Genomic DNA, 12,381 nt, shown 5'->3' on the forward strand with positions numbered 1-12,381 from the left:
ACCATCGACGCGTCAAGGCCCGCACCGTCCGTGGGACACCGTGGGACATCGGGAACGCGGCCTAGCTGCGGAAACGAGGGTCCGTTCCATCGTCGCGGGCTGGGACGCCACCTGCGAGGAGGTGGTAAGCCTCGCGCGCGCGCTTCTCATTGTGCGGCCGCCCCAGTTTGCGCGCCAGCTCGATCGTCCGCTCATGCAGCGCCAGCGCCTCGTCGTAGCGGCCCGCCGCGCGGCACGTCTCGGCGTACGCGGGCAGGAAGTCGATCTCCAGCTGGACCTCGGCCAGCGGTTCCAGCAGCTCGAAGGCTCGCCGATGGTGTTCGAGTGCCTCGTCGAGCGAACCCATGACGCGCAGCGCGACACCTAGATGGTTGTGACACCACGCCTTGTTGTGCTGAGCCTCGGCGAGCTCCAACGCCTCATGCAGCGCTCGCAGCGACTCTTCCGGGTTGTCCGGTGCCAGGGCGACACCGAGCGTGACCAGACCGGTGATTCGGGCAGGCCCATCGGCCAGAGCGAGCGATGCGCGGGCGAGTTCGGCGGCTTCGCTGTGCCGTCCGAGATGGAGGGTCACCCATCCGTCGAAGGCCAGCGCCTGGGAGCGCCCGGAGCGATGTCCGGTCTTCTCGAACAGCGTGCGCGCCAGCCGGAACCGCTCCTGTGCCGCTTCGAAGTCGCCGAGATCCCGGCGGACGAAGCCGGTGCGCAGCGCCAGCGCGCCTGCCAGCTCGTCATCGTCCACACCGGACTGCTCGGCGAGTTCGTACGCGGCGAGCGCCTCAGTGAGACGTCCGGCGGCGGCGCGGGCGAAACCGAGATCCACAAGCAGTGAGGCACGCCGCTGGTCGCGCCCGAGACGTTCCGCGGCGGCCGCGGCCGCTTCGAGCAGGCGTATCTGGTCGTCGGTTCCGCGATGCCGGAAGAACCAGACGCGCATGGCCGGCGGCAGCTCGGCCACCACCTCGTCCGCGCCGAGCCGGACAGCGGCGTCGAAGCAGGCGATCAGGTTGGCGTACTCGGTGTCGAACCAGGCCATGGCCTTCGCCGGGTCGCCCGGCACGCTCTCCTTGCGGTGCGGGAGGGGCAGCGTCCGATCGTAGGCGGTCGCCCGCTCCAGATAATGGCTCAGGACACGGTGTACGGCGGCATCCGCCTGCGGCTCCTCATCGGCGGCGATGTCCGCCGCGTACCGCCGGATCAGGTCGTGCAGCCGGTACCGTCCGGGGGAGGGCTCCTGGACCAGATGCGCGTCCACCAGCTCTTCCAGCACCGCGTTGACGCGGTCGGGCGTCATGTCGGCGAGCGCGCCCGCCACCGCCGCGTCGAAGTCGGCGCCGGGCAGCACGCCCAGCAACCGGAACACGCGGCGCTGGACCGCGTCGAGCTGCTGCAACGACATGCCGAACACGGAGTCGAAGCGACCGGCGCTGTCCCGCAGCCGCTCGGCCAGCACCGCCACCGTCCAACCCGGCCGGTGCCGCAGCCTCGCGCCCGCCATCCGCAGCGCCAGCGGAAGGCCACCGCACTGCCGCAGCACCTGGGCGACCGCCTCCTTCTCGGTCAGGTCCACCCCGGCCGCCCGGCCGAACAGCGACGCCGCATCCGCAGGGGGAAGCGCCTCCAGGGACACCGGCGGCACCCCGTCCAGGCTCACCAGCCGGTTGCGGCTGGTGACCAGCACCGCGGACTTACCCGCGCCAGGAAGGAGCGGACGTACGTGCTCCGCGTCGACCGCGTTGTCGAGCACGACGAGCGCCCGGCGCCGGGACAGTTCCGACCGCCAGAGCGCCGCGCGTTCGACCATGTCGGCCGGAGGATGCGCGACACCCAGGGCGCCCAGCAGCCGGCCGAGTGCGGCCGACGGCTCCAACGGGTCCTGGCCCGGAGTGAAGCCGCGCAGGTCGAGATAGAGCCCACCGTCGGGAAAGGACGGCGCGAGCCGGTGCGCCACGTGCACGGAGAGGCTGGTCTTCCCGACGCCCGCCATGCCGTCGATCGCGACCGCGCCCGTGGTCCGCAGCAGCTCCTCGACCAGCGCCGCCTCCGCCTCGCGTCCGGTGAAGTCGGCGAGGTCGGCCGGAAGATCGTTCCGGCGTGGGCTGGGCGCCGCGCCGGCCTTGGACGCCTCGACCCACACCGCGCGCAGCGGACGGGGGTCGCGGGCCACGACCCGGCACAGGGCCACGACGGCTTCCCATGGCGGCACCAGCCGGCCGGTCATGTACCGGGACAGTGAGGAACTGCTGAGGTTCGCCTGGCGGGCGAGGGCACGCACGCTGAGCCCGCTCAGGTCCTTGATCTGGATGAGCTGGGCGGTCAGGTGTTCAGGTGCGCTCGACACCCGCACACGGTACCCGTCCCAGCCCGCAGCCACGGAACAGAGGGTCGTTTCCGCAGCTGAGCCGCATTCCGGGCGTCCCACGCTGTCCCACGGCCGGGGCGCTTCCGGACGCGCCGGTGGTCAGATGACTCCCGTCGGAACGGGACGGACTCCCGTCGGAACACCACCGACACCCGTCCGATCACGACCACTGACTCCCGTCAGATCACGACCACTGACTCCCGTCAGATCACAACCACTGACTCCCGTCAGAACATGACCACGAAGGAGAAGCGATGCCCACCGAACGCATGCCGAACCCGGCGACCCTGATCCCCGAGGCGATGCAGGCGCTGATGGCCGTCAACAAGGCCATCGTGGGCGCCGGAATGGACGCGAAGCTGCTGGCGCTGACCCACCTGAGAGCCAGCCAGATCAACGGCTGCAGCCCCTGCGTGGCCGCGGGCGCTCAGCAGCTCCGCCACCACGGCGCCACCGACGACCAGGCCCACGCGGTCGTGGCATGGCGTGAGACGCCCTGGTTCAGCGATGCGGAACGCGCCGCACTGGCCCTGACGGAGGCCATCACCCGGCTCGCCGACCGGCCCGACCCGGTGCCCAACGAGGTATGGGACATGGCCGCCAAACACTTCGACCAGAAGGAGCTCGCCGCACTCATACTCAACATCGCCATCACCAACGCCTTCAACCGCCTCAACGCCCCGACCCGCCAGCAGGCGGGCGGCAAGTGGTGAGCGCGTCGCGCGAACGCTGACAGACCAGATGGGAGCCCTTGGACGGACTCCCACCATTCATCACCCTCGGCAACCCCGTGAGGTCGTCACCCGGAGCGCGGGTTGCCACGGAAATGTGGCGAGAACCTGGAACCCTCGGAAGGCGGACAAATAGATCGCTGCAGCTCACGGCATCCACAGCGAGCTTTGCACCCAGCCTCCTCCTCTCATGCCTCCCCGCGCCTGTGGGAAGTAGCCCTGCCGCGTCGCGGCGACCGGTCAGGATGTCAGGGGCGACTGAGCGCGTCAGGGGAGGCGGACGACCGCGGCGCCATGCTGGTATTCGCCGAAGCTCCAGCCGGCAATGAGGGTGGCGCCCAAATCTTCGACGGCGCCACTGCCGGGCGGCCATTCAGTGGTGGCGAGGTAGAGGGCGCCCGAGGAGACGGCGTCCGCGTCGCCCACGCAGTGGAAGCGGAGGTGGTCGCGGAGAGCTTGGTTCTGGATGGGGCGGAGGGCCTTTTCCCATTGGGGTTCGGCTTCTTCCACGTAGCCGTCGTCACCGGGCCCGGTGACGACGGCCCGCAGTCGGCGACCCCGCCCCGCACCCCGGCGACCCCGGCCCGCACCCGGCGGCCATCCCACGAGTGGAAGGACACCCACGCCGTACGCGACCGGCGAATGCCTGCCCTGATCCTGACGTGGCGCCCAAAGCGTGGCCTATCCAGCCAACCTCACAGTCGGCCGGCCAAGAACTGGGCCAAAAGGAGTGGAACCCCGCTGAAATTCCGCCGATCCTCCTCCTCCATGAACGCCGATCGTCTGTTTGCGCCATTGTCAGGGAATGAATTCGATGCCTGGTGAAACTGGCATTGACGAAAAGTCTCACGATAAACATGATGAGCCGCGGGGGGGGGTTGTCGGGGCCCCAAGGACGATCGGAGCGGGCATGGATCTCAGTGGGAAGATCGCTGTTGTGACCGGTGCGGGCCAGGGCATCGGTGAGGGCAGTGCGCTGCGACTCGCCGAAGCGGGCGCCTCTGTGGTGTGCGTCGACATCGATCGCGCGACGCTGGACGAGACCGTCAAGACCATCCGCGGTAATGCGGGCAGCGCGACGGGCGTCGTCGCCGATGTCTCCACCCGGGAGGGAAACCGGGAAATGGTGGCCCGCGCCTGTGCCGAACACGGGCGCATCGACATCTTCCACGCGAATGCCGGGGTTACCATTCTTGGTCGTATCGATGACTTCGCGGACGAAGTCTGGGATCGTCTCCACGATCTCAACCTCAAGGGCGTCTATCTGGGGATAAAAGAAACGCTGCCGGTTATGCGGGCCAACGGCGGTGGCTCGGTGATAATCACCGCTTCCGTTCTCGGCCTGGTAGGTGACCCCGATCTACCGGCCTACGGCGCCACCAAAGGCGGATTGCGGGCGATGTGCCGGTCCCTCGCAGTGGCCCACGGTCCAGAGAACATTAGGTTCAACACCGTATGTCCCGGCGATGTGGAGACACCCGGCCTGAAGGACTACTTTGACTTCCAGCCCGATCCGGAGGCGGCTCGCCGCGAGATCACGGCCCGATATCCGATGCGCCGCTTCGCCAGCCCGCGCGACGTCGGCAACGCCGTTGCCTTCCTCGCCTCCGATGACGCCGCTTACATCACCGGCACCGACATCATCGTCGACGGTGGAATCCTCGCCAAGGTCTACTGACGGCTGACGACCCTCAGCCGGGTCATCCTGCCCCGCTCCACAAGGAGCCCGTCGATGGACACCGTGCCGTCACACCGGGTGGGCGGCGCGAGATTGAGCAGCGGGCTGCCCGTCACCGAGAACATCGCGGCAGCCCGTCCCGAACCGGCGGGGACCAGATCCGAACCGAAGAACCGGGTGTGCGGTTCCAGCCCGACGTCCGCGAGCTGCTCGATCTCCCCGTCCTCGAAGTCGAAGAGCGGCGCCAGCGTGGGAGAGCTCGCCCGCAGCCCGCTGAGAGAAGCGGGCCGGAAGACGAACGTGAACTGCGGTGCGATCAGCTCGAGGACCAGGCAGGCGAAGGCGAGCTCGGGGAATCCGAACACGCCGATCATGGTGTCCACCCGGGGCTCCACCAGTCCTGCCCTGGCGAGCACGTACGGCGGCTCGATGATCACCGGGTCGGGCACGACGACTTCGCCGACGCCGCCGTCCGCGAGGCGGCGGATCAGTGTGTGATGGAAGGAGCCGGTGTCAGCCGAGTGCGTGACGACGCGGAGATCGCTGAGCCGGTGCCCGCCACATTCGGCGGCGATGGCCTCGACCAGTTCGAGCGCATGGTCCTCAGGAGGGGTGCTGATGTCGAGCTGGTCCGCGATCGAGACCGGTGCCAGGACGGCGTAGGCCTGAAGATCGGGCACGCCCCGCAGACCGACGCCGAGGCCGCCGAGCGACAGCGCGCCCGGCAGGCCGAGAGCGGTCAGGGTCGTGCCGTCGACGTAGTCGAAGACGCCGCTCCACGTCTGGGAGGACTCCTGGGCGAGCCCGAGTTCCTGCCCCAGAAAGGCGCCGGGCATCTGCTCGCCCGGTCCCTCGCCGGCCACGATGATCAGGCGTTCGGCGAACTCCCGCAGGATCGACTCCGCGGCAGCGGTCGCGTCGCCGTCGATGCGGCGCTTGCGCGCGGTGATGTCACCGGGATCCGGTCCGGCCGCGAGCCAGCCGGCCTTGGCCGCCGCGGCCATTCCCGCCACGAGAATGCCATGGGGATCGGAGTCGTGCGGTGGCTGCCCCTGATCGTCCATGGACGACACGGCGTGGACTTCGGTCACCGACGCGTCGAAAGCCTGAATGCGCCGGGTCCATGCCTCGCTGAACCGGGGAACCGCGTGAATCGCATTTTCCGCGACAGTCATCTCATCACCTGACGGATAAGGATGCAAAAAGCATCATCGGCGGCCTCGCCAAATCTTCAGGATCGTCGCGATGATGGCAGCGGCGAGAAGTGCTGCCAGCCCGACCTTCCACCAGTTTCGCTGAGCGATCCATACATCCACCTGTTCTACCAGCTCAGGAATCCCACCGATCGCCAAACCCGCCGCCAGGGCCGCGAGGAGCGTGTTGGAATTCGACTGCACCACCTGGTCCCGAGCCCGGCTCAGCTCGGAGGCGAGCTGAATCACGCGATCCATTTCCTTAGCGGCTCGACCCACCGCCTCATCGGATCTCCGCAAGTCGCATATTTCCTCGTCAAATATGCGATTCCGCACCTCGCGCATGAAATGCCGGAAGTGCTGAAGCTCGACCAACGATGCAGAATGTCGCAGTTGGGATTTGCTGATGTTCACGTTGCGATCAGCGGTGATGGTGCGCTTCTCGATGAGATTTTCCATGAGGGTTCGATAGCGCCTCTCCAGACTCTCCGACACCGTGAGCCTCAGATTCGCGATGGTCCACACGAATATGGATGAAGAGTCGTATCCGTAGTAGCGCATCCGATACTCCGAACGAGCCCGCAGGTCGATCGGCAGATGTGAGATCTCCAGGCAGCAGCTCGGGTTGACGAAGACCATGTGATCGCCAAGAACGGTGTAGCCCATGGCCACATCGGTGAAGACCTGATCACGGCTGCGCCTGCGCCACAGCCCGTCAAAGGTGACGTGGTCCGTCGCATGGGCCAACAGCGTGGAGATCTCCCAGCAGAAGCGCCGCGACTCGCTGATGCCGTCGAAGGGCAGCGCCTCCCTGGGCGATCCGTCGAGATCCCAGATCTGTACGGCCGGCAGCGTGTTCATCGGCCGGGTCTCGACGATGTCGTCGGGCTTCAGGATCGACAGGTCACAGAGCGCGGCGACAGCCGCCCTCGCCACCTTCTGGCAGACCGCTTGGCTGGTGATCAGCTTCACCACTTCCAGGAGTTCGTCCAGGTTCAGCGGGTGGCTGAGCCTCAGGCTGCCCAGTGCGTCGTTGCGGTTCGCCGTGGCGAACACCCACGGGATGACGAGCAAGGCGTACTCGTCGTCGATCCAGACGATCGACTGCTGGAGGTCGTCCGGTTGGGCGTGGGCGACAAAGGCTATTTCGCTGGGCAGCTTGCCGGCGGAGACCAGCTCTGAGTAGTGGAGATTGTGGTGGTCGGCGAGTTTTACCAGATAGGAATTCGGCCCTTCGTCCTGGTTGATCTTTCCCGCGCAGAGCGCGGCCGTGAGCGCATCCCGCTTCAGGTGAAGGGAGGTGTAGGTGATGAGACTGAGACCGCTGACCATGAGCTCGGCCTTCGCCGGCGGCGGCGGGACATCTTCTGGGGCACTGAAGATGACCGTCTTGTGGCGAGCCTGACTCATCCGCGCCGCGCCTCCATCCAGCTGATGACCTCCGCGGCCACCTCGTCCAGTGACCCGTGCGGAAAGCCGGCGCCCGTGGGCAGGCAGATCACCCGTTGGGCGAGATTCGCGGAGCAGGGCGGCGCGGGCATTCCCCACAGGCGGCTCTGCGACTCGAAGTACGGCCTGGCCTCGAACCCGGACCGCGCCAGATGGTCGATCAGCGCGTCCCGCTCTTTCCGGTTCGAGCCTTCAGGCAGGAGAAACGGCGCGTGGATCCGGGACGAGCCCGCCTCGCCGCGCTGCCCGGTGAGGCCCCAACCCCGCAGCCGTTCATGGTAAGCGGTGTAGATGGAACGCAGTTTGCCGATGACGCCTCGCAGGTCCGGCCAGGAGAGCACCAGGTAGGCGGCGTTCAGCTCGGGCAGTCTCCTGGGATGCATCAGGAGTCCCGGGTCCCCGCCCCGATCGCGAACGACCGCTCGCGGCGCGCAGAGCGCGCCTCCGGTGCCGGCGGCATGGATCGGTTTGGTGAAGCTGAAGCTGATGGCCACGAAATCCGCCAGGGCCGCCCTGTTGGCTCCTCCTTCTGGAGTTCCCAGGCTTTCGCAGGCATCGAGCACGAAGGGGACCCCTGCCGCGGAGCACAGCTGAGCGATGCTCGTTCGGTCGCAGCGAGTGCCGTAGTTGTCCACGCCGATGACGGCGGCCAGCGGCAGATGGTCGAAGGCGGTCGCGAGATCGGCGAGATCGATGTTCAGCGTGCACGGGTCGACGTCGATCCACCGCGGCAGCGCGCCGATCTGGAAGATCGCCGCTCCGACGGCATGGTAGGCGAGGTCAGGCGCGGCGACGTACGCGCCTGGCCGCACCCCCGCCATGGTGAGCGCCATGACCAGCGCATCCGTGCCTGATCGCGTCGGGACGACCTCCCACGACTCCGATAACCGGAGCTCCGCGGCCACGAGCTCCATCGCCCGCGTGGACCATCCGCTCGTCGTGCGGTAGGCGCCGGTGCGGGTGATGTCTTCCACGGCGGCGAAGTAGTCCGCCTGCCGCTCCTGATCCAAGCGGTAGGGGCTCACGATCGGGAGCTTGAAGTCGGTTCTGCCCGTGTAGACCATATGTAGTCGTTTCTGGAGGCGATCTAGAAATTGTTCCCCGATGGATAGCAGCCGGCCGCCCAATACAAACGGCTGTCCAGTCGTCCGGCACGCTGGTGTCCGATAACAGTGGCGAGGCGGTTGAACCTCTCGCTCGTCAGGTCCTTCTCGGAAAGACCGATCGACTGATAGAAGTCAGCCAGCTCGGATATGCCGTCGCGCAGCCTCTTTCTCCAACGCAGTCCGGGAATCGCCTGCCTGATCTTCGCGTCGTCGACCCGATAGGAGCGCTCATCATGATGATCCTCCTTACCCGTCTTCAGCTTCGCGCCTGCTACGGTCGCCACAATGAGCTCGGCGACTTCCCTGATCCGATGGCAATCGTCGGACGGGCCGACGTTGAAGATCTCGTTATGAACGGTCTCCCGCGGAGCCTCCAGGACTGCTCGTACGGTGGCACAGAGATCTTCCACATGGAGGAAGGGACGCCACGCGAGACCGTCATCACGTAAACGCACCTCCTTTCTCGTCACCGCGAGTGCGGTCTGGTAGTTGACGACCAGATCGAGGCGGAAGCTCGGCGAGGGGCCATAGGCGGTCGCGTTGCGGAGGAACGTCGGGGAGAAGTCATCGTCGGCCAGTCGGGCGATATCCTGCTCGGCGCGGTGTTTCGCCATGGCGTAGGGCGTCAGCGGGCGCACGGGATCCGACTCGGTCAAGGGATGCCGGCTGTTGAGGCCATAGATGCTGCAACTGGACGAGAAGACAAATCGCGAGGCTCCCGCTTCCCGGGCAAGCCGTGCGGTGCGCACCGCGGCGAGGTGATTCACCTCGAAAGTGACGGACGGATTGAGGCCGCCCAGCGGGTCATTGCACAGTGCCGCCAGATCCACGACCGCGTCGACGCCGCGGAGATCGTCCGCCTCGATCCGGCGGACATCGGCTGCCCTGAGGTCGGCGCCCGTATTCTCGTCGGCCACGCGCGCCTCCCGGAAGAATTGCGCGTCCACTCCTCTCACCTCATGACCCGACAGCTCAAGCGACCTGACAAGTACGGCGCCGATATAGCCGGCGGAACCGGTGACGAGCACGCGCATGGACTTCTCCTATCGCAGCCCGGCTGATCAGAACTATAGGTGTGAGACCAGGGGAGTCAAGGAGGCAATTCAACCCGGGGGTTATTTCGGTATATTATGCGGCCTTTTTCGCATTAACGTCGTCTTCGCCACCGGGCCACGGGGAAACGGCAGGTCATTCGGTATATCGAAGAGCACTTCGCGGGCGGTGGTTCTGGGCGCGCTCTGCGGCTCTGCGGGCGGGGCGGTTCAGGCGCGCATGTTGGCGCCGCCGTCGACGGCCCACACCTGGCCGTTGATCCACTCGGCGTCGTCGGAGAGCAGGAAGGCCACGGTCGCGGCCAGGTCGCTCGGGCGGCCCAGGCGGGTCGTGGGGACCATCTCCAGGAACATCTTCTGGAGCTGGACGTCGTTCTGCTCCTTCTGGGTCTCGCCCATGACGAGGCCGGGCATCACGCCGTTGCAGCGCACGCCCGCGGAGCCCCAGTTTCCGGCGATGTGACGCGTGAGCGCGTTGATGGCCGATCAGCGGGAGTGCTCGCGAGCGCGGCGGTGACCTACTGGCTGACCGTCCTCGCCTCACGGGGAGCACGAGGGGCCTATCTCCGCGTACGCGTCATCTCGATCGTCATGCCGCTCGCGATCATCGGCGTCGACCTGATCCCCGGGGTCACCACGGTTTGGTTCGCCATGATGCAGGCCACCTGCGCCCTCGCCATCGCCGCGGCCGCCTTCATCGTCAACGGGTCCCGGCTGCGCGCCGCCTTCCCCCGGTGATCGTCTGGCAGGGCATTGCCGATGTCCGGTCAATGCCCTGGATCGGCGTCCGACCGCGATTGACACTGGCACCATGAAAACGACGGTGAAGGCATTTCTCGCCACGTCGGCATTGGCCTGCATGGCCGTGGTGGGCACCGCAGGTGCGGCGGACGCGGCCGGCGGGCGGCTGACGTTGATCAGCGGCACAGGAGCCGCCACCATCACCTACTCCACCTGCCAGACCCCGAGGCCGTATCCGGTGCAGCAGCCCGTGATCGACGCATTCATCAACGAGCCGCTGCCCGGCTGCCAGGCCGTTCTGGTCAACACATCGGGCACTCGGAAAGTGCTGTGTGTCGGCCGCGGGAGCGTGCCTGTCGAATTCCGCCGGTCGGCACGTGTCATCATCCAGCCTGGCACCGCGCCGGCCTGTACGTTCGAGGCGACGGCGAGCAACTGACGCCTCAGCCGGCGTTGTGGCGATACCAGTCGAGGGTCGCGGCGATGCCCTTGGCGTGCGGGGTGACCTCGACCGGTCCGAACGCCTTGCGGAAGGCCGAGTCGTCGGCGACGAACGGGCGGTCGCGCTGATACCAGGTTTCGCCGAGTTCGCGCACGGTGGGGTTGAACAGGCCGATGAGGCGCTGCATACCCCGGCCCAGCCCGGCGGTCTTCAGCTCGCCTCCCACCGCGGCACGCACGAGGTCGAGGAACCGGCGGCCGGTGATCGCCTCGGCGGCGGGCAGGTGCCAGGAGCGGCCGTCGGCGTCGGCGCGCTCGCCGAGGGTGACCAGCCCGGCGGCGATGTCCGGCAGGTACGCGACGGTGTGCGGCTGGTCGAGGTCGCCGACCCAGCGGGCGGTCTTGCCGGCCAGGGCGGCGGCGAAGATGGTCGGGCCGTAGGTGGTGTTGACGCCTCCGGGGCCGTAGTAGTCGGAGGCGCGCCCCATGGTCGCGCGGATCCGCCCGGACCGGTGGGCGTCGAGGATCAACTCGTCGACCTCGGCGCGGGCCCGGCCCTTGCGGGTGGTGGCGGCGTGCGGGAGGTCTTCGGTCATGTCGCCGTCGACGGGTCCGTAGACGTACAAGTTGTCGGCCATGACCAGCTTCGCCCCGGCGGCCTCCACCCCGGTCAGGATCGTACGGATGAGGCCGGGGAACTCCTCGGCCCAGCGCTCGTACTTCGGCTGTGCGCACTGGTAGACGACTGCGGCGCCCTGGCAGGCGGCGAGGGCGCCCTCGGTGGTGGTGACGTCGGCCCGGAGGCCGTCTCGGCCGGAGGCGGCGCCCCGGCTGACGGCGCGGACCCGGTGGCCGCGGGCGGTGAGTTCGGCGACGACGGCCGAGCCGACCCCGCCGGTGGCGCCAAGGACAACGTGCAGGTCAGACATGGTAAAAGTCCCCCGTAAGCTGGTTTCAAACCGTTGTTATGTAACAACGTTATGCTAATCTCGCTCCCATGGCAAGACCGAGAAACCGTGACTACGGCGAGCTTCGGCACGAACTCGTCGACGCCGGCGGCCGGCTGCTGGCCGCAGAGGGCCCGGCGGCGCTGACCACCCGCCGGGTCGCGCAGGAGACGGGCGTGTCCACCACGGCCGTCTACCAGCTCTTCGGTGACAAGGCCGGACTCGTCCGCGAGATGTTCCTGGCCGGCTTCGAGCGCCTCGCCGAGGCCTTCGCCGCCGTCCCCCGCACCAGCGACCCGGTCGCCGACCTGCTCGCGCTCGGCCACGCCTACCGGGCCAACGCCCTGGCCAACCCGCACCTGTACGAGCTCATGTTCGGCCGGCCGATCCCCGCCTTCCAGCCCGACGCCGCCACGGCCGCGCTGATCCAGCCGACCTTCGACACTCTCGTCGCCGCCGTCGCCCGCTGCGTACAGGAAGGCGAATTCGCACCCGGTGAGCCTTATGTCCTCGCCGTGCGCATCAATGCCCTCGCGCACGGGCTGTGCAGCCTCGACCTGCGCGGCGCCCTTGGTGGCCCCGACGAGGCACGCCGCCACTGGGACGACGCCTTCGACACCATGATGCGCGGGTTGCGCGCCGCCGAATAGCAAGACCGGGCGCGAATAGCAAGACCGGGCG

13 protein-coding genes are annotated in these 12,381 nt (G+C 67.7%); 5 read left to right on the plus strand and 8 right to left on the minus strand.

Annotated elements, in window-relative coordinates; translation table 11 throughout:
* Positions 1 to 61: 61 nt before the first annotated feature.
* Positions 62 to 2,341: an ATP-binding protein gene (locus LDL49_RS06115; RefSeq protein WP_225289934.1), complete on the minus strand. Its 2,280-nt coding sequence runs from the start codon at positions 2,339 to 2,341 to the stop codon at positions 62 to 64.
* A 275-nt stretch (positions 2,342 to 2,616) separates the two neighbouring features.
* Between LDL49_RS06115 and LDL49_RS06120 the strand changes: the two genes are divergently transcribed.
* Positions 2,617 to 3,075, plus strand: a complete 459-nt coding sequence (locus tag LDL49_RS06120) for a carboxymuconolactone decarboxylase family protein (protein ID WP_225289935.1) — start codon at positions 2,617 to 2,619, stop codon at positions 3,073 to 3,075.
* Positions 3,076 to 3,360: 285 nt separating this feature from the next.
* Here LDL49_RS06120 and LDL49_RS06125 read toward each other — a convergent pair whose 3' ends face one another.
* Entirely contained in the window at positions 3,361 to 3,699 is a 339-nt protein-coding gene (locus tag LDL49_RS06125) for a hypothetical protein (RefSeq protein WP_225289936.1), read from the minus strand.
* 304 nt (positions 3,700 to 4,003) lie between these two features.
* On the opposite strand from LDL49_RS06125, the gene LDL49_RS06130 reads away from it, so the two are divergent.
* On the plus strand, positions 4,004 to 4,771 hold the full coding sequence (locus tag LDL49_RS06130; protein ID WP_225289937.1) for an SDR family NAD(P)-dependent oxidoreductase: 768 nt from the start codon (positions 4,004 to 4,006) through the stop codon (positions 4,769 to 4,771).
* Here LDL49_RS06130 and LDL49_RS06135 read toward each other — a convergent pair.
* The 5 genes from LDL49_RS06135 to LDL49_RS06155 all read right to left on the minus strand — a co-directional run bounded on the left by LDL49_RS06135 (position 4,765) and on the right by LDL49_RS06155 (position 10,003).
* Entirely contained in the window at positions 4,765 to 5,946 is a 1,182-nt protein-coding gene (locus tag LDL49_RS06135) for a fructose-bisphosphatase class II (RefSeq protein WP_225289938.1), read from the minus strand. The two genes, LDL49_RS06130 and LDL49_RS06135, sit on opposite strands and share 7 nt — an antisense overlap.
* Before the next feature lie 33 nt (positions 5,947 to 5,979).
* A complete protein-coding gene (locus LDL49_RS06140; RefSeq protein ID WP_225289939.1) occupies positions 5,980 to 7,374 on the minus strand; it encodes a hypothetical protein in 1,395 nt (464 codons plus the stop codon).
* Positions 7,371 to 8,438: a DegT/DnrJ/EryC1/StrS family aminotransferase gene (locus LDL49_RS06145; protein ID WP_225289940.1), complete on the minus strand. Its 1,068-nt coding sequence runs from the start codon at positions 8,436 to 8,438 to the stop codon at positions 7,371 to 7,373. Before LDL49_RS06145 ends, LDL49_RS06140 begins: the two co-directional genes overlap by 4 nt.
* 62 nt (positions 8,439 to 8,500) lie before the next feature.
* Positions 8,501 to 9,553, minus strand: coding sequence for an NAD-dependent epimerase/dehydratase family protein (locus LDL49_RS06150; RefSeq protein ID WP_225289941.1), 1,053 nt, complete (start codon positions 9,551 to 9,553; stop codon positions 8,501 to 8,503).
* 228 nt (positions 9,554 to 9,781) lie between these two features.
* The gene (locus tag LDL49_RS06155; RefSeq protein ID WP_308016081.1) at positions 9,782 to 10,003 is read right to left on the minus strand and encodes an SDR family oxidoreductase; all 222 of its coding nucleotides are present in this window, start codon (positions 10,001 to 10,003) and stop codon (positions 9,782 to 9,784) included.
* A 27-nt stretch (positions 10,004 to 10,030) separates the two neighbouring features.
* On the opposite strand from LDL49_RS06155, the gene LDL49_RS06160 reads away from it, so the two are divergent.
* Both LDL49_RS06160 and LDL49_RS06165 read left to right on the plus strand, forming a co-directional pair.
* Positions 10,031 to 10,309: a hypothetical protein gene (locus LDL49_RS06160; RefSeq protein ID WP_225289942.1), complete on the plus strand. Its 279-nt coding sequence runs from the start codon at positions 10,031 to 10,033 to the stop codon at positions 10,307 to 10,309.
* Between the two features lie 73 nt (positions 10,310 to 10,382).
* Entirely contained in the window at positions 10,383 to 10,751 is a 369-nt protein-coding gene (locus LDL49_RS06165; RefSeq protein ID WP_225289943.1) for a hypothetical protein, read from the plus strand.
* A gap of 4 nt (positions 10,752 to 10,755) precedes the next feature.
* On the opposite strand, the gene LDL49_RS06170 is transcribed toward LDL49_RS06165, so the two are convergent.
* On the minus strand, positions 10,756 to 11,682 hold the full coding sequence (locus tag LDL49_RS06170) for an NAD-dependent epimerase/dehydratase family protein (protein ID WP_225289944.1): 927 nt from the start codon (positions 11,680 to 11,682) through the stop codon (positions 10,756 to 10,758).
* A 68-nt stretch (positions 11,683 to 11,750) separates the two neighbouring features.
* Here LDL49_RS06170 and LDL49_RS06175 point away from each other — a divergent pair, with 68 nt between their 5' ends.
* On the plus strand, positions 11,751 to 12,350 hold the full coding sequence (locus LDL49_RS06175; protein ID WP_225289945.1) for a TetR/AcrR family transcriptional regulator: 600 nt from the start codon (positions 11,751 to 11,753) through the stop codon (positions 12,348 to 12,350).
* Positions 12,351 to 12,381 lie beyond the last annotated feature (31 nt).

It is taken from the genome of Nonomuraea aurantiaca, assembly GCF_020215705.1.
Classification (GTDB): domain Bacteria; phylum Actinomycetota; class Actinomycetes; order Streptosporangiales; family Streptosporangiaceae; genus Nonomuraea; species Nonomuraea aurantiaca.